The sequence below is a fragment of the Candidatus Schekmanbacteria bacterium genome, assembly GCA_016219965.1.
Taxonomy (GTDB): domain Bacteria; phylum Schekmanbacteria; class GWA2-38-11; order GWA2-38-11; family J061; genus JACRJM01.
In genome coordinates this window covers 154,963-173,186 of sequence record JACRJM010000002.1, presented here as the reverse complement: position 1 = coordinate 173,186, position 18,224 = coordinate 154,963, and the positions used below count along the sequence as shown (strand labels likewise).

At 40.5% G+C, this 18,224-nt stretch carries 16 protein-coding genes; 6 read left to right on the top strand and 10 right to left on the bottom strand.

Annotated elements, in window-relative coordinates:
• The first annotated feature begins 137 nt into the window (after positions 1–137).
• From HZA77_01635 to HZA77_01610, 6 genes are all read left to right on the top strand, one after another.
• Positions 138–629, top strand: a complete 492-nt coding sequence (locus tag HZA77_01635) for a CarD family transcriptional regulator (GenBank protein MBI5374109.1) — start codon at positions 138–140, stop codon at positions 627–629.
• Positions 630–674: 45 nt separating this feature from the next.
• Positions 675–1,706, top strand: a complete 1,032-nt coding sequence (locus tag HZA77_01630) for a PIN domain nuclease (GenBank protein ID MBI5374108.1) — start codon at positions 675–677, stop codon at positions 1,704–1,706.
• 19 nt (positions 1,707–1,725) lie between these two features.
• The gene (gene ispD, locus HZA77_01625) at positions 1,726–2,424 is read left to right on the top strand and encodes a 2-C-methyl-D-erythritol 4-phosphate cytidylyltransferase (GenBank protein MBI5374107.1); all 699 of its coding nucleotides are present in this window, start codon (positions 1,726–1,728) and stop codon (positions 2,422–2,424) included.
• A gap of 61 nt (positions 2,425–2,485) precedes the next feature.
• Entirely contained in the window at positions 2,486–2,965 is a 480-nt protein-coding gene (locus HZA77_01620) for a 2-C-methyl-D-erythritol 2,4-cyclodiphosphate synthase (protein ID MBI5374106.1), read from the top strand.
• A gap of 131 nt (positions 2,966–3,096) precedes the next feature.
• Positions 3,097–5,925 (top strand): excinuclease ABC subunit UvrA, encoded by a 2,829-nt coding sequence (uvrA, locus tag HZA77_01615; GenBank protein ID MBI5374105.1) that lies wholly within the window; start codon positions 3,097–3,099, stop codon positions 5,923–5,925.
• A gap of 16 nt (positions 5,926–5,941) precedes the next feature.
• On the top strand, positions 5,942–6,499 hold the full coding sequence (locus HZA77_01610; protein ID MBI5374104.1) for a phosphatase PAP2 family protein: 558 nt from the start codon (positions 5,942–5,944) through the stop codon (positions 6,497–6,499).
• Positions 6,500–6,607: 108 nt separating this feature from the next.
• Here HZA77_01610 and HZA77_01605 read toward each other — a convergent pair whose 3' ends face one another.
• The 10 genes from HZA77_01605 to HZA77_01560 all read right to left on the bottom strand — a co-directional run bounded on the left by HZA77_01605 (position 6,608) and on the right by HZA77_01560 (position 18,167).
• Entirely contained in the window at positions 6,608–7,006 is a 399-nt protein-coding gene (locus tag HZA77_01605) for a HEPN domain-containing protein (GenBank protein ID MBI5374103.1), read from the bottom strand.
• Entirely contained in the window at positions 7,003–7,302 is a 300-nt protein-coding gene (locus tag HZA77_01600) for a nucleotidyltransferase domain-containing protein (protein ID MBI5374102.1), read from the bottom strand. The genes HZA77_01605 and HZA77_01600 overlap by 4 nt, the downstream gene beginning before the upstream one ends.
• Positions 7,303–7,395: 93 nt before the next feature.
• Positions 7,396–7,983: an HD domain-containing protein gene (locus HZA77_01595; protein ID MBI5374101.1), complete on the bottom strand. Its 588-nt coding sequence runs from the start codon at positions 7,981–7,983 to the stop codon at positions 7,396–7,398.
• A 120-nt stretch (positions 7,984–8,103) separates the two neighbouring features.
• A complete protein-coding gene (locus HZA77_01590) occupies positions 8,104–9,075 on the bottom strand; it encodes an HNH endonuclease (GenBank protein ID MBI5374100.1) in 972 nt (323 codons plus the stop codon).
• Positions 9,076–9,239: 164 nt separating this feature from the next.
• Positions 9,240–9,437, bottom strand: a complete 198-nt coding sequence (locus tag HZA77_01585) for a hypothetical protein (GenBank protein MBI5374099.1) — start codon at positions 9,435–9,437, stop codon at positions 9,240–9,242.
• An 80-nt stretch (positions 9,438–9,517) separates the two neighbouring features.
• Positions 9,518–9,913: a hypothetical protein gene (locus HZA77_01580; protein MBI5374098.1), complete on the bottom strand. Its 396-nt coding sequence runs from the start codon at positions 9,911–9,913 to the stop codon at positions 9,518–9,520.
• Between the two features lie 159 nt (positions 9,914–10,072).
• The gene (locus HZA77_01575; protein ID MBI5374097.1) at positions 10,073–11,206 is read right to left on the bottom strand and encodes an ATP-binding protein; all 1,134 of its coding nucleotides are present in this window, start codon (positions 11,204–11,206) and stop codon (positions 10,073–10,075) included.
• Between the two features lie 94 nt (positions 11,207–11,300).
• Entirely contained in the window at positions 11,301–11,822 is a 522-nt protein-coding gene (locus HZA77_01570) for a pyridoxamine 5'-phosphate oxidase family protein (protein ID MBI5374096.1), read from the bottom strand.
• Positions 11,823–11,866: 44 nt separating this feature from the next.
• Complete coding sequence (locus HZA77_01565; protein MBI5374095.1) at positions 11,867–15,247, bottom strand: UvrD-helicase domain-containing protein; 3,381 nt, start codon at positions 15,245–15,247, stop codon at positions 11,867–11,869.
• Position 15,248: 1 nt separating this feature from the next.
• Complete coding sequence (locus tag HZA77_01560) at positions 15,249–18,167, bottom strand: PD-(D/E)XK nuclease family protein (protein ID MBI5374094.1); 2,919 nt, start codon at positions 18,165–18,167, stop codon at positions 15,249–15,251.
• Positions 18,168–18,224: the final 57 nt, after the last annotated feature.

Genomic DNA, 18,224 nt, shown 5'->3' with positions numbered 1-18,224 from the left:
TAGTTTTCTGTATTTTTTATTTTTTTAAACCAGATAAGAACTCAATTGCTTCTTTTTCTCAAAAGAAAATTAGCTTGACTTTTGTAAACCTTATAGAAAATAATACGTAAATGTTAAATTAGGGGAAGTCTATAAGTATGAACCAGTCATTTAAAATTAATACTCATGTAGTTTATCCCGGGCATGGCGTAGCTGTTGTAAGAGCTATAGAAGAAAAGAAAATTGGCACCAATTCGGAAAAGTATTACATCCTTGAACTCATTGAAAATAAAATGAGAATTCTTCTTCCGGTAAAAAATTCAACAAAAGTAGGCCTCCGCAACATAATATCAGATTCAGAAGTAAAAAAAATCTTCAAGATATTGCGTAGCGCGCCTGAGGAAGGCGATCCTAACTGGAACCGCAGGCACACAGAATATCTGGAAAAATTAAAAACCGGTTCCATTGAAAAAGCATCAGAAGTTTACAGGGACCTGATGTATGCCAAAAACGAAAAAGAACTTTCTTTCGGAGAGAAGAAGATTCTTGATACTACCAAAAAGCTATTAGTAACGGAAATATCCTTCGCTAAAAATATCGCTGAGGAAAAAGCAGAAGAAATGCTTAATAATATCTTCGCGGAAAAATAGAATTGATTTATTCCATAATACAATCTCCAGTTAGGAGGCTCTACAATGTTAGTGCTAAGGATAATAGCAATTGCTCTATCCTCATATTTTGGTGCTTTATTTTTTGGAAGGCATACTTTATTTTTTCCGGATTTCGGCAGCAACTTTATTTTTGGACTTATAGCAGGAGCAATAATAGGTCTTTTAGCTGTTGGTTTAGAATTAAAGCTTTCGAGAATCCCGATAAAAATAGTCTGCTTTGGAACGTTTGGTCTTATATCAGGGCTCGTAGTAAGCAACATTATCATAAGAACTTTACTGCGCAATACAGAGTTACAAATTTTATTAGATGGCATTTATCCAATAATTTACTGCATCCTTGGCTATCTCGGTGCAGCACTTGCTGCGAGGAAGGCATCTAATACTGAATTTTCCCGCATTCTTCCTTTTCTTGGCGGGAAGCAGGAAAAGGAAAGTTTCAAAATCTTAGATACAAGCGTCATAATCGACGGCAGAATCTATGATATATGCGAAACAGATTTCCTCGAAGGAGTCCTGATAGTCCCGCAGTTTGTCCTTAGAGAATTGCAGCACATTGCTGATTCCTCTGACAGCCTTAAACGAAATCGCGGAAGACGTGGACTGGATGTTCTTAACAAACTTCAAAAACTCAGCCAGATTGAAGTGAGGGTGGTTGACAATGATTTTCCCAAGATCCCCGAAGTAGATTCAAAGCTTGTGGCTCTTGCAAGGGAAATCGGGGCAAAGATACTGACAAATGATTTTAACCTGAACAAAGTCGCAGAGCTTCAGGGGATAATAGTATTAAACATAAACCTTCTGGCAAATGCCCTAAAACCGGTTGTTCTGCCCGGCGAAATAATTAAGGTCTATCTCATCAAGGAAGGCAAGGAGTCAGGCCAGGCTGTAGCTTATCTTGATGATGGGACAATGGTCGTTGTCGATAATGCGCGAGACTACCTTGGTTCAAACATTGATGTCACTGTAACGAGCGTCCTCCAGACTACTGCCGGGAGAATGATATTCGGCAAGATAAAGGATTCAGAGGGGCATTCGGACACAGGAATACAGGTATAAATAACCAGGCTCCCTATACATGACAATCTCGGCAGTAGTAGTTGCGGGGGGACTTGGCCGGAGGATGAAAAACAGCATCCCCAAGCAGTTCCTCAAACTCGGTAATAAACCCATAATAACGCACACCATTGAAAAGATCGCATCCATTCCCCTTATAGATGAGATTATCGCAGTGCTCCCTGAAACAGATTTTGAGCTATGGTCTCATGAACTAAAAAAAACACTCCCCCGCGTTTCCTTTAAAGCCATAGTAAAGGGAGGGAAAGAAAGACAGGACTCCGTTCTGAACGGCTTTAAATCATGCAGTGCTACGTCATCAATCATCATAATCCACGATGCAGTAAGGCCATTCTTTAATCCTAAAACTATTAATGACGGCGTAGCAATGATTAAAAAAAACATCTGCGATGGTGTCATCTATACCATCCCTGTCACAGACACAATCAAGTTAACAGATAAAAATGCATCCATCATAAGAACAGTAGAAAGAGAAAACCTCTTCAGAGCTCAGACGCCTCAGATTTTTAAAAAATCAATATTGGACAAAGCATTTAAAAACGCTTATTCAAAAAAGCTATATTTCACCGATGATGCAGCCATGATTGAGGCAATCAAAGGAAAAATAAGAATAATAGAAGGTTCTGAAACAAATATTAAAATCACCTCAGAAAAAGATTTGAAGATTGCTGAATATTTATTAAAAGAGAATCTCATTTAAATAAAATAATTTTCATGAGACAATATATGCTGAAAAGTTGTTCAAGAACGGAGGATTCAATATGAGAATCGGAATTGGATACGATGTCCATCCATTTGAGGAAGGACGGAAGTTGATCCTTGGCGGAATTGAAATCCCCTATGATAAAGGGTTGGGCGGTCATTCTGATGCAGATGTTTTGAGCCACGCAATCTGCGATGCACTTATAGGCGCAATAGCAAATGATGACATAGGAACTCACTTCCCGGATACAGATGAAAGCCTGCGCGATATTTCAAGCCTCATACTGCTAAAGAAAGTCAAACAAATGGTTGAGGAGAATGGATACTTAATAAACAACATTGATACTATAATTGTTACAGAGGAACCTCGTCTTGCAGACTACAAGGGAAGAATTAGAGAAAACTTAGCAGATGCTCTCGATATTGATCCTTCACAGATAAATATCAAAGCAAAGACAAATGAGAAATTAGGATTTATTGGAAGAATAGAAGGAATGACAGCATATGCAATAGTTTCGCTAAGTACTTTTGAAGGGTAAACCACGAGCAGCAGGCATATCATAAATCTCCTTTTTTCCCGGTATATTTTTTTAAAGCTTCCTGCCTGTGTATTACAACCTTGAAGTTATATTGACAAACAACGAAACATTTTCAATAGTTCCCTTAAGTTATGGACAAATACAACATATCAAAAATCCACATTGAAGGCGCAAGGGAACATAATCTCAAAAACCTGAGCCTTGAGATACCAAGGGATAAAATTACGGTAATAACCGGGCCGTCAGGTTCAGGGAAATCATCGCTTGCTTTTGACACCATCTACGCTGAAGGGCAAAGACGTTATGTTGAATCTCTCTCCGCCTACGCAAGGCAGTTCCTTGAACTTATGGAAAAGCCTGATGTTGACCGCATCGAAGGGTTGTCGCCTGCAATCTCCATAGAGCAGAAGACTACATCAAAGAATCCGCGCTCCACAGTGGGCACTGTAACTGAAATCTACGATTATCTGCGTCTCCTCTATGCCCGTATCGGAAAAGCTCACTGCTACCAGTGCGGCAAGGAAATAAGCGCCCAGACAGTAAAGGAAATAACAGACAGGATTTCTGAGTTGCCTGAAGGAAGCAGGATAACTATTTTTTCTCCGGTGGTGCGCGGGAAAAAAGGGGAATACAAAAAGCTCTTCTTCGACATAAAAAATCAGGGATTCGTAAGGGTGAGGGTTGACGGACAAATCTTAGACCTTGATGATGAAATAGATATTGATAAAAAAAAGAAGCACAACATTGAAATAGTAATAGACAGGCTAGTAATAAAAAAAGAGGTGCAAAAAAGAATAGCTGAATCAGTCGAAACTGCGCTTAAACTCTCCGCCGGAATAGTAACCGTGGGGCGGGAAGGCGGAGAGGAATCTACATATTCGGAAAATTTCGCCTGCATTGAGTGCGGCATAAGTTTCCCGGAGCTTACGCCCCGTGTTTTTTCATTCAACAGCCCTTACGGAGCCTGCCCACATTGCAGTGGGCTGGGGACAATTATGTCCATTGATCCTGACCTTGTTGTGCCTGATAAAACAAAATCCCTAAAAGAAGGGGCAATACTCCCATGGCATACTAAATTTGCTGATTATCATCAAAGGACTCTAAAAACTCTCTCTGAGATTTTAAAATTCAGACTTGATGTGCCATTTAATAAACTTCCAAAAAAGATACAGGAAGACATCCTCTGCGGAGTCCCGGGGCTTGAGATCGAATTCATCTATGAAAGCAAGAAAAACAGTTATCACTTCAAAAGAGATTATGACGGAGTAATCCATGGGCTTGAAGAAAGATATAAGGAAACAGAGTCAGACAAGGTAAGAGAGGAAATAGAGCAGTACATGAGGATTATGCTCTGTCCTGAATGCAAAGGGGGAAGGCTCAAAAAAGAATATCTTTCAGTAAAGTTGAAGGGGCTCAACATAACGCAGGTTACATCAAAGTCCATTGCCGAAGCTTATAAATGGTTTGACAGTCTGAAGCTCTCACGAAGAGATGAAGAAATATCCAGAAGGATAACAAAAGAGATAAAAGAGCGTCTCTTATTTTTAGTTTCCGTAGGGCTTGATTATCTCTCAATCGACAGGCAGGCAGGCACTCTCTCAGGAGGAGAGGCACAGAGGATAAGGCTTGCAACACAGATAGGCTCTTCGCTCATGGGAGTTTTATACATACTTGATGAGCCGAGCATCGGGCTACATAACAGGGATCATGCAAAGCTTCTTGATACTCTCAGAAAACTAAAAGACATGGGGAACACTGTTATAATAGTGGAGCATGATGCGGACACTATGCTCGCCGCAGACCACATTATAGACTTGGGTCCCGGTGCAGGGCTTCATGGCGGGGAAATTGTTGCATCGGGAACACCTTCCGAAATTAAAAAATCATCTGCCTCTCTTACAGGAAAATACCTCTCCGGCACCCTTAGCATACCGGTCCCAAAATTACGCCGGAAAGGAAATTCAAAAAATATTTTCATTGCAGGGGCAACGGGGAACAATCTTAAAAACCTAACAGTCAAAATACCTTTAGGCACTTTCATCTGCGTTACAGGCGTTTCCGGCTCAGGCAAAAGCACTCTAATTATAGAAACACTTTACAAAGCGCTTGCCAAAAACTTTTACAAGGCAAAAGATGACCCTTGCCGTCACAAGGAGATCAAGGGAATAGAATATATAGACAAGGTAATCAACATCGACCAGTCGCCCATAGGGAGGACACCACGCTCCAACCCTGCAACATATACAGGGCTCTTCTCAGATATCAGGCTTCTTTATTCAATGGTACCTGAATCACGCATAAGGGGTTATCAGCCCGGAAGATTCAGCTTCAATGTCAAAGGGGGAAGATGCGAAGCCTGCGAGGGTGATGGGGTGAAAAAAATAGAGATGCATTTTCTCCCCGACATCTTTGTGACCTGCGAGATATGCGAAGGGAAGCGTTACAACCGGGAGACCCTCGATGTAAGATACAAAGGGAAAAACATTGCCGAGACACTGGACATGCCTGTAAACGAAGCAATGAATGTTTTTGAAAACATTCCATCTGCACATAGAAAGCTTAAAACCCTGAATGATGTAGGATTGGGGTATATCAAACTCGGACAGCCTGCCACAACCCTTTCAGGAGGGGAAGCACAGAGGGTAAAACTCTCAAAGGAGCTTTCAAGGTCAGGCACAGGTCAGACTCTCTATATACTTGACGAACCGACAACAGGGCTTCATTTCGATGATATAAATAAACTTCTAAGCATACTCAACAGGCTCACTGAAAACGGGAATACTGTCATAGTCATTGAGCATAATCTTGACGTGATAAAGTCAGCAGACCACATAATAGACCTTGGACCTCAGGGTGGCGAAGGCGGAGGGCTCATAGTTGCGACAGGAACGCCAGAAGAGATAATGGCTTGCCGGTCATCTTACACAGGTATCGCGTTGAAAAAACATTTAGTGATATAATGTCTAAAAGGCTGAAATGGAATTGCTATTTAAAATAGACTCAGCAATATTATTTTTTTTCAACATAAGCATCAGTAATCCTGTATTAGATTTTCTCATGCCAATCATAACCAATGCAGGGGCTCTCTTCCCGGTGGTCCTTATTGCAGGGCTTATAAGTATTTATTTTGCAAGGGAACAAAAACTCTATTACACATTCTCATTTCTTGTAAGCATGTATTTTTCGCAGATTGCATCTCATCAACTCAAAGTATTTTTTAACCGCCCGAGGCCTGCAACTTCACTCGACTGGGTTAATGTGATAGGTTCATATCTTTACGACCGCTCTTTCCCTTCAGGACACGCAACAGCAGCCTTTGCAATGGGGATTTTCTTCTCCATGAAGTTTCCGCGGTACAAAGCATTCTTCATAAGCCTTGCTGTGTTAGTAGCAATATCGCGAATGTATCTGGGAGTTCATTATCCTTCAGATGTCATTGCAGGCGCATTGACAGGCAGCACCATCACATTCCTCTGCGTAACAGCAATTGACAGGCTTGCAATGTTCAGGAAGAAGTCAGCAGATTCTCAATAGGTTGCTTTAACTTTCAATGCGAAGGCTACCCGGTGTCACAAAAGAAAGTCCTGCAAAGACCAGATAGTTTTATTATGGTTCGCTTTTAGAAACTCTTTTAAAGTTTATTTATTGGCTATTTTTTTTAATGAGCAGTTCTATCGTTTCAACAAATTCTTTTGCCTTTTCATACCAATCGCTGACCTCGCTCACGTCAAAGCGAACAAAATCGGCGTAGTCACCCTTCTGTCTTCTGTTGAATAACCTGTCATAAAACTTCCCCAATTCTTGTTCTATCAAAGCAGATTTGACGAAGTTTTTATGAAAAAGAGACCTAACTCCACTGTGCTTTGAAGAAGAAAGCCCATTCATAACAAACAAGGCAGAAACAGCATAAAAGCAGGCATAATAAAGACGGTTAACAAAGGTATTGGCATGCTCTTGTTCCAGAAGAAGTTTAGCTTCATCAAGGGATTCATAAGCTCGCTCAAGACGATATTTTATTAAAGCCTTAACTTCTTCCTTCATAAAACAACGCCTTCCCTTCTGATATTCTGATACAGCGGCATTGCCTCATACAATGAGGAACTCCAATCTTTCCTATTTGTTAGAATAACCGTGAATACTGCGCCAGTATCAAGCTCTATAGGGAATAGCTGCTCAAGGAAGGTATCTTCTTTTTTAAGCGATGCTTCATCGTCTGTTAATATAAGTAAATCATAGTCTGATTCTGATTCAGCATCACCTCTGGCTCTTGAACCAAAAAGGATAACTTCTGCAGAAGGGTCAATTGCTTTAATAGCTTCGCAACATCTTTCCAGCATACTTTTTTCTGATTTACTCAGAATTTTATAATCCTTTAGTTGTTTCATGATTTTTCATTTAATTTGTAGGGCCATATCAATTATTATATTATCTTAAAAAGATAACAAAGAGAAATATTTTCTGCCATCTTCATATATATGCGCTGTCCAATAGTCAGCCCAATGAAGCAGAAGTGTCAGAGGTTCCTCTTTATGCGCTATTATTTTATTATCTTCGATATACTGCCCGTCATGATAAGCAATAGCCTGCGCTTCAGCATCAGACAGCGGCATATATTTGCTCACTATATACAGACTTCTTAAAGCAAGCCCCATTGGGACAACATCCGGATTTATCTTGTAATAAATACCTCTTTTTTTTATTTCCCATTCACTATCATTTGGCAGATAAAGAGGTTTCCCGGGCATTCCTATTTTTCCAACATCATGAAAAAGACCTACAATGATACAGCTTTCTTCAGAAATTTCCGGCGCAAGTGCGCTTCTGAACTTTAAAGTAGTTTCAGCTACACCAACGCTATGCTCTAAGAGCCCCCTTTTTTTCGCAAGATGGAACCTCGTACTTGCAGGACTGGTCAGCCAATTAGTTTTATTCTCCAAGAAATTTATAATTTCATTGAATGGCTCTTTGCGATCTGAAACCTTATTTTTTAGTTCTTCGTATCTGTTTTTTATTTCCATTGTTAGGCTAACTATCTTAATTGAATAATTGTAAAGATTACTTGTTTTAATAATTGTTGCAATCTTGGATTTTTTAATCTGCCCTAAAGTATTATTCTATAACTTTTAAAGTAGTATTTTTCAGCGTTTCAATGCGAAGGTTTTCCTATGCCACGAAAGCGACTCCTGCGAGGGCCAGAGAGTCTTATCCTCAGGTCCAATAATCCCCCTATCAGAAAGATTTAACAGAAAACCAGGATAGTTGTCTCTGTTGGTGATAAGTTTGTCAGTGATAACTTCATAATTCTCTGAAACCCCGAGCATTCCTTCGTCAAATGCCCAGTGGCAAAGCCTGCACAATGCCAGCCCGTTCCGTATGTCGTCGTTATGGCTGATACTCCACGGAATGATATGAGCGGCTTCAACAACGGTGTGACCGTCAACAGTTATTATCCGCACACCGCAGAGGGCGCATCTGTGATTGTAAGTCATGACCACAATACGACGAAACCCCTGATCACGAACGGCTGATTGATAGTTATCTTCAATTGGCTGTTCTTTTATAAATTCCTGATGAGATTTATTCAGGATATTCAGGCTGTAATTAAATGCTTCATTATTAATCACGCACTGCTCTTTAAGGGATTGCTGAACTTCATCTGAAAAATATGTATGTATAAGTATTCCCCGCAGAATGTTACGATTTTCCTCAGATTGTAAATTCGCAAACAATTCTTCATCTATGCTCGCACCAAGAACAAGCTCCTTTAGCTGTGCCATTGTTGAAATTCTGTTTGTGTGAGCTAAAGAAGATTCTTTACCCGGTACAGCTATAAGATGCCAAAATTTTTCGCCCTTCATGTGAAAAAACGGGAAAGCAATACTACTTCGTTGTCCCAGAGAGACAACCTTCTGCCAGTAGCTTAAGAAAAGATCATTGAACTCCGGAGTCAATTCAATGAAATTACGTTGAATTGATTTTCTTGAGAATAAATCCAGCAATGCAAGGAGGAAAATAGGCTTGTGCGGCGCACGGTTTTTTGTCGCAGAACCCCATACCTTCCCCGGTGCACGGTTAAGCTTGGAAAAGGATTTTATGTAATCTTGTATCATGATTTATTGGATTGATAGTGAAGGGAATCCCGCATTGAATAATAAAGCAGTTCTTCAGCTTTACTTTCTGTGCGAAGCGATATAGTTGCCGGAATCATCCTTGCCATAGGTTTTTATATCTCTCCGCGAGTAAGTATATTTTGAGTTTGCTTTTTTTCTTCATGTTATATCTCAAAGCCCCCCAGAAAGCGTTTCCCCTTTTCTGTGATGACATATTGCTGCTTGGATGATGTTGGTTTATCAGGAATAGTATATGCCAGTAATCCATCTTTCATCAAAGGATCGATATACATTTCTTTAAATTTATCACGCTTACTGTAATCAAGATTTTTGGCCAAATCCGAAAGAAAAATAGCATCCAAAACACTTAGTAAAACTGAAAAAAATACTCTGTCCGCTTATCAAACAACTTACCCCTTTTTTGAAGTGCACTTACCCCTTTTTAAGAAATTATTTCTTTAAGTCCTTTATTTTCAAAGACTCTTGAGTTCGGCAACTTACCCCCCATTTCGATCCAGCGCAATACAATGTGTTCTATAAACACATTGTATCCCATAGATTCAATATCATAATCTACCGGAATATTTTTCATTTTTGCCGTCAAATCAGCCCCGATTTCATGAGGGATATGATTAAAGTATGTAATAATGAATTGGTCTGCTGCGACACCCCAAATAAAAATACGCAAAGGAATTTCTGTCATAAAATGTTCATCTTCTTGAAAAATAGGAGTTGCCAAAGAATGAACGTAATGCGGTATATATTTTGTTATATTGCGAACTCCTGATCCCAGTTCATCAGCCCACGATAATGCCGCAAAGATTTCTTCTTGAGTCATAATGATCCAAACCTATTCTATTAAACCCTTACTTATCCATTGAGGATATCCCAATTATCTCAGCCAAAGCTTGTGCTGAAATATTTGCCTTCTTATGAATTCTAATCATTACCATGAAATACCCGCGGTCGTCATCTGTTTCAAAAATGGAAAAAGCAATCACGAAAGTGTCATCAGGAATTCAGTGCAAGGCATAATGAGAATGCCATCACGCTTAAGTTTTTCTTTGCCGTGATATATAAAGAATTTTTTTGCTTCAGGATAGTCATCACCGAATGTTTTTAAAGACCTTATGTCTTCTGGTCGCACAGTTGTTGTGTTCTTTACCTCAATTGCCCAGAATATTCCTTTGCCATAGACGATGAAATCTATTTCCGTGCCGGAACTGGTTCTCCAGAAAAACAGCCGGCAGTCGGGATGATTATAATCAATCCATGCCTTTAAATGCTGGGCGACAAGCCCCTCAAGCGCAACGCCGCTTTTTTCCTGCGGACGGTCAAGCGGGCCTGACGGACGCAGGCAGTTATAGATACCAGCATCAAAAAAATAAAATTTAGGATGCTGCGACACAGTGCGCTTTGCTCTTCTTGTAAATACAGGTATTCTGAAAGACAGGAGCAGATCTTCCAGAATATTGACGTAGCCTTCTACCACCTTCCTTTCAATATGGCACTCTCTTGAAATATTACTGATATTTAATACTGAGCCGTGAGAAAAACTCACTGCCTCCAGAAACCTTGAAAAGTTCCCTATATTCCTGGTCAGCCCCTCCATCTGAACTTCTTCCCTTATATAGAGGTCAACATAGGCATGTAAAGAATCAACGGGATTGATACTGTCTAAGACTACCGGTATCATGCCATTTTGCAGAGCGGCGTTCAGATTAAACTTCCCTGACAGTTCCGCTGCAACAAACGGATGCATGTGTTTCATTATGACACGCCCGGCAAGGAGATTCACGCCTGTCTTTTTTAATTTTCTTGCGCTTGAGCCGGTAAGTATAAACTGGCGATCCTTTTTCTCTTCAATCAGGCTATGCACAACTTCAAGTAACTGCGGGGCTTTCTGGATTTCATCTATGACTACAACTTTTTTATCCGTATTAGCATGAACTATCTCTATGAGCCTTTCGGGGCGAGCACTATAACTTCTGAAAATATCAGGAAGGAGCAAATCTATATAAAGGGTGTTGGGGAAAATGTTTTTTATCAGAGTGGACTTCCCTGTACCTCTTGGGCCAAGGAGAAAAAAACTCTGTTTCCCGGGTTTGAAAATTCGCTTTATTATTTCCATATTAAGTCCAAAAATGGAATTATCATTTCCATATTTTACACAGGGTGGAAAAGAAGCGCAATAAAATAATTAAATGACGTGATAGCGGAAAGTTTTACGCTTCCCAGACCTGATTCAGTATCCCTTCCGGAATATTCAGATACCTTGCCTTTGTTACTGTTATCTTGACAGCTTTAAGCTTGTCTCTTATTGGAAGGTCTCCGAGTTTTTTCAGGTCTTCTCTTTCCTCAGACCTTATTGCCTTTCGTGCTGCTTTATACCGCTCGGTATCGCCGGGCTCTATCACTTCCGCTGTTCCCCAGAGCTGCAAACCCTTGACGCTGTCAAATCCGCTGTATTCGCCGTGTATCCCGACAGACACTTTAGGATTGGAAAGCATGTTCTTGACCTTTCCTCCTCCTTCTGTGAGAAAAAATATATTCATTCCTTCGCTCCTATATCTTATTGGAGTGGCACGCGGCTCATTATTGTCGCAAGTGGCGAGCGTGCAGAGAATATGCTTTGCAAGAAAATCAGTGATAGCTGCCTCAAGCTCTTCCTTGTTAAGTCTCTTTGCCTTCTGCTTAAGCACTTTGTCGAAATCTTTTTCCATTTGATCCTGTAAATCATCAGCCATGATTTTCTACTCCTTATTTATTTAAGGTTTTTATTTTCAGAAATTCATACCTCAACAAGTCTTCTCCCTTGCGGTGCACCAATTAGAAGAAGATATGATTTTACTCTCTTTCTGCTGAAAATACTTTCAAGCGATTTCCTGTAATAGTCAAGCTGTTTTCTGTATCTTTCAATTATCTCAGCAATTGCGCTGTCAGTCATTTTATTCAAGTTATTCAAGTCAGGCTGGGTCCATTTGTAATCTATGACTTTAATCTCATCAGGCTCTATGATGACCCTGTCCATTATGCCGCCTACAAAATCCTTACCCTTAGATTTCGAATATACCGGAGCTTCAAGTTTAGCTATCCTGCCGCGGGAAGTATAAAATATCCCTTCAAGCTCTCTGTCAAGAAGAAGCTCCTTTATACTCCGGGACATCTCCTTTGAAATATCATCAAAAGAAAAACCGGTTATGCCACCTAATTTAGTAGAACCTCTCATTGTAAAGCTCACAGCGTCTTCTACAACTTTCTCAATATCTGCGCCGTGAGACAGAAGTCCAATCCTGCTTAAAGCCAGATGAATCAGCTCTCCCATCGCCTGCTTCTTTCGCCTGCCGGAGAAGTGGTATTCATTCCAGTCAAAATCTTGCTCTTCGTCGTTTGAGGGTTTTGATGGTGAGATGTCATCCCCCTGCCCGTATTCTTCCCCCGAAGGAAATTGAAGCTCAGGTAATATCTTAGTTTTTCTGCTATTTGCTTTACTCCCGCTATCTTCTCCTTCAAGGTTTTCCTTGCCGCTTTGGTAAAGAGGAATAAAACTTTCTCCATTGCCTGTAGATTCAGAAGCCTCCAATCCAAGCCCTTTCGCAATCCAGTTAAACCATGTGTCCTTTAATTCTCCTTTTTCATGTGTGTTGCTATCTTTCGAGGCTATTTTAATGCTTCCCATAACATAAAGATTTTTCTTTGCCCTGGTCAATGCCACATACAGAAGGTTAAGCTCATCTTTTATAACCTTTGCAGACTCATCATTGAAAACTTCTTTAAGGCTTTGCGAAGCATCTATTTCTATTTTGGTAGGAGTTTTCACAATACTTCTAAGTGAAAAATCTTCATCATTTACAAATATGAAAGGAGTTTTGTTGATAGAAAGATTAATGTCATCATCAGCAAAAGGAATGATGACAGTATGATACTCAAGCCCCTTTGATTTATGTACGGTAAGAATGTTAACTTTCCCTTCCCCCTCCCCCTCTGCAGCTTCCTGCTTTAAAGCTTCATCACGTCTTTCAAGATACTCGATAAAACAGGAGATGTCCCCGTTATGTTCTTTCTGAAAAACATGTGATTCATCGAGCAGACGCAGGAGGTTCTCGGAAGCTCCGGGAACATCGGCGTATAAATATGGTAGGGAGAATTCTACATAAATGCGGTTTAAAAGTGAAAGAGGAGTGAGGAATCCTACCTTAGAAAGAAGATTGCCGAGCTTTTCGGCAGCTTCGCTTTTACCGCTATTTTTGAATTTAAGATAAAGCGTTTTCCCCGCGTGCATGGCGGCAATGTTTATCTTCTCTGCCGTTAATCTGAAAAGTGGAGACTTAAGTGCTGATGCAAGGGCTATGTCGTCTTCAGGGTCATTTAGAAAATGGAGGAGATTAACTACATCGCTTACTTCAAAAGCTTTAAGCAGTCTGGAGCTTGTCTCGCTTCTATAGGGAATATTCTCTTTTTTAAACTCTTCTTCTATGCTTGTTAAATGCTTTTTTGTTCTGCCAAGAACTGCGATATTCGAGTAACTTAATCCTCTATCAGCAAGGGATTTAACTATTTCCGAGGTTCTCGTGCAAAATAACTTATCATTGTTATTATTGCTTCCTTCTTTTTTTTCTATCAGGTCAAGCTCAACATAGCCTCCTTCAGGCACAGGCACCTGTCTTTGATATTGAGGCATTATCTCTTTGAAGATACGGTTTACCCATTCTACTATTTCATGTCCGCTCCGCCTGTTCTCATCTAACAGAAAAGGATGGACATCCCTTATCTCGCTCATAGCCAAATCAAAGAGCCCGCTTTCTCCCCCGCGGAACCTGTATATTGCCTGTTTCTTGTCTCCTACATAAAAGAAACTTCCCGGGCTGTCGTGCACACCGCAGCCTGCAACAATCTCTTCAACAAGTGGTTTTAATACTTTCCACTGTATTACGTTCGTATCCTGAAACTCATCGATGAGAAGATGCTTTATGCGCGTGTCTATCCTGTAATAGAAATATTCTGTATCAAAAGCATTGCCTGAAAGAAGACTGAAGGCATGCCGTTCAAGGTCAGAGAAATCAAGACACCCTTCCCTTCTTTTGATTTCAGAATAGATGCTTACATAATCTAGGAAGAGTGAAAGAAAGGCGTTTACAATGATACTATTGTAGGACTCTGCAAGAGCTTTAAATTCATTCCTGAAATATTTTTGAATATTGCCATAGGAGATTTCCATTTGTCTGGCATCTGTGCAATCCAGCCCGCCAATTTTTTTGAAGAATGATTTAAAATACCTGTGGTCTTCTAAAGACTCATATTTTGAAAGTACTTCACCCACATACTTATTAAAATTTCTGATATTAGGTCTGTTGAGAAAGCTTTCAAATTTCCTGAGTGAACTTAATATGTTGTTGTTTTCCTCCTCATGCTCCTTGATAATCCTGCAAATCTCCCCGAGATTTTTATTCATGACAGCCATGAAAGTGGATTCAAGCTTTTTAAAACCTGCCCTCTCTTCTAAAAGTTTCTTTTTAAGCTCATCACAGCGGAAAGTATTTCCAATCTCGCAGGACTTCTCAAGGAATTCCAGCATATTGCCGGAGATTATTTTCCTTACATCCAGACTTCCGGTGTGGAGTTCGTAATAGGCATCCATTATATTCCGGCAATGCTCTTCATCATTTTTTGCTTTCTCAAAGAACTCATCGAGTGCAAGTTGTTGAAGGTATTTAGCCTCTGCCTCATCAATCACCGATGTATCAGGGTCAATCCCTATCTCGAATGGGAAAAGAGAAACTATGCCTGAAAGAAAACTATGGATCGTGCTTACATTGAGGTCTGAAAGATTTGCGACTAACCTGTCATAGGCTTTCCCGGCAAGCTCCTGAAGTTTCCTTCTGTCTCCCCCGGAAACTATGCCGGCAAGTTCATCTATCTTCTCATTCTTCTCATCTTCAGCGCTCATTGTATTTAGATTGGCAAGCCCCCTTAATCTCTTTAAGAGTTTTTCCTTCATCTCAAGGGTGGCTTTATTGGTAAATGTGACTGCGAAGACGCTCCTCAGGTCATTGTTTATCTCTTTTAAAAGTATAACTATAAGACGCGCTGTAAGATTATACGTTTTCCCTGCACCAGCCGAGGCTGAAAGTGCGGCGTTAACTGAAGGCTTCCATGATTCTTCAATTCTCATTTTATTTAACTCCCCGCCTTGTTATTTCTTCTATGCGGCAGACTGACGGAAATGGACAGTATTCGCAGTTGCTGTAATCTGTAGTGTGGACAAACGGGCGCTCGTCATCAAACATCTCACCAAGTTTCCCCCTTAGGTAATTTATGAAACCCTCCATCTTATCATCCATTTTATCCTTCACATTATCCCGGCTTAGTATGAGCTTCAGATCAAAGCTCTCCTTCAAATCATAGTAAGCCATTCCCGCAATAGCGCTCAACGGAATAGAGTTCTTGTCAGAGAATATGAATGTGTAAAGCGGCAATTGAAGCTCCGACGGGTTCTTCTCAAATTTAAATATGTTCGCAGAAGTCGGTGTTTTCCCTGTCTTGTAGTCAATGATTAAAAATCTATCATCCTTAACATCTATCCTGTCTATGGTGCCGGCAAGCTTTACCTTTCTTCCATCGCCAAGATTGAAAAGCGTGTCGCATTTCATCTCAAGGTATTTTTCCTCAGTTCTCCACCCTTCATCTCTTCTTGTGATTTCATTATCCAGAAAATACGACAATGAATCCTTGAGAGCCCTGAATCCTAAAATCTCATCAAACCCGGACGGATGCTCTTTAATGAAAGCATCGTTAAGTTTGCTTTCAAAAATCTTCCAGAGTTCATCTTCGCCTCGCTTCAGATTCTCGAGCCTATACATCTCTTTTACAAAATCACGAAGAGCACTGTGGACTATCGTGCCTATCTTCAATCCCTCAAATTCTTCGCTAACCGCATCCCTCTCCTTTATCCTCAGAACCCGCCTGAGATAAAACCGGTAGGGGCACTCTATATAATCCTTCAAAACACCCTGAGTTATGGCGGTCTCCAGCATTATTCTCATGATTTGAGGCGTCTTCCTGATTTCCCTTTCAGGCAGATTTTTCCGCTTTATCTCTGACTGATTGAAAAAAAAGTTAAACTGCTGGTCTGGTTCATTCATTCCAAGCACACCGGTCCTGAACTTCTCTTTCTCTATGAAGCGGCTCGGAAGGTTCTTTGACTCTTCCTCTTCCCTGAGATAGGAGATAAAAATCCCTCGTGCCGAACTTACTGCGCTCTTAAAGTAGAGCCCATAGAGCGATTCCCTCTCCCTGTAGGTTGGAAGTCCTACTTCATCTCTGATAACAGTGTTGAGGAAAAGGTCCTTAGAGCTTGCCGCAGGAAATACTCCTTCATTCATGGAGGGCATTATTATGGCATCAAAATCAAGATTCATAGATTCAATGACACCCATTATCTGCACACCTGAAAATGGGCTTCCGGCAGTAACTGTGATGTGACGCGCTGCAAGGTCTTTTAGAAAAAGTCTCACAAACCCTGTCTTTTCATCTCTCTTCTCATCAGTTTTTTCATAAGATGAAGAGAATTCTTTTATAAATGCGGAAAGAGTGAGAAGCTCTCCAATGGATTCCTCTGTTTTTTCTATGCTCTCTCTGAAGAAAGGATGCTGTGCACGTCCATCAATTCCATATTTGAAAAATATATTCTTTATGAGAAAAGTAAAATATCCTGCCAGCTCTTCAATAGTATTGACGGCATTGAATTCCTTTTTTATTTCCGAGATGAACCGGAGCAATCCTTCCACAGCATTTGCTGAGCCGCCCTCGCGCTTTGACGCATAGATGTCGCAGTCATTCTTAAACTCCATTCCATCAACATCAATATAAACATAGTTTCTTTTTCTTACTGTCTCCATTACAGGATAGACGATTTCCTGCCCGCTGATGCCATTGAAGTTTCCTCCCTTGATAAATGGATGGCTTAGGAGTGAAATAAAATCCCTGTAATAGAAGCCTCCTGAGATAAGATCTGAAAGTATGGAAAAGAAACTGTAAAGAGCTGTCTCACGCAGAGGATAACCGACAGTAAGGTTATATTTAATATTCCGATTATCCAGAGCTTCTACAAGAAGCCGTGAAAGATTCTCATCAGGCATTATCACGGCAATCCTGTTTGGTTTTATATTTGCTTTACAGGCTTCGGAGATTGATTCAAGTATGAATGAAACCTGTTCAATGTCATTGCGAAGACATTTGACCTGAGGCTCGATAAATCGTTCCGTACGTTCTCCATCAATCAAATCATCATTATTCAAGCTATTATTCAAGCCATCAGGATAAAGGCTGTCAATGATATGCTTGTGATGGATAAAGACTGATTCTCCGGAATTTTTTTTCAATTCTGCCAAATCAGTATGAAGAATAAGCTCGCCCTTCCCGGACTCTATTACTTTCTTTAAAAGCCCTGTTTGAAGTTGAGTTAAAGCAAAGAATCCGCAGAAATAAACTTTTTGGTAAGATGAGAGCCATGTCTCATTGAAATTTTCCACTGCAAAGTTAAGCATTTCCGGTCTGTCTATAAGCCCCTCTTTCGCAAGGAGCATATTATAGGAATCATAAATCTTCTTTAGAACTTGTATATGCCCCTCGTAGTCAGTATAGAGCCCCCGACGGGAAAGAAGCTCGAATCTCACACCTTCTTCTTTAAGCTCATCGAAGAACCGCAACAACTTCATCCCATAGCCAGCAAAATCAATGAAATTTCTTAAAAGCTCTCCTTCTCTTCCCCTGAAAAGCCCTGAAGCCTCATCTTTAACCATGCTTACAGCCTCTTTGAGAATAAGGAGTCTCCTCAGCTTTCCGGCTTCTAGTTTCTCGCCGCGCTCCATGTAAAGAGATGAGATGAAACTATTTATATCCTCTATGGCAGGAGGGAACATTGCGTCACTCCCTGATTTTTGAAGTAGGAGTCTCCTGAAATAGAGCCCACTTCTGCCGGTAGGGAAAACCATGAGAACGCTGGAAAGGTCCGGCAGTTCACTGCCATGCTCTTTGAGGATATATTGAGAAAGAGACGGAAGAAAAGGCGTATTGATATCTATGTACTTCAAAAAAAATACCTCGTGAAAAGTATATCAGCCTGCAAAACATTTTCTATGTAAAATTGC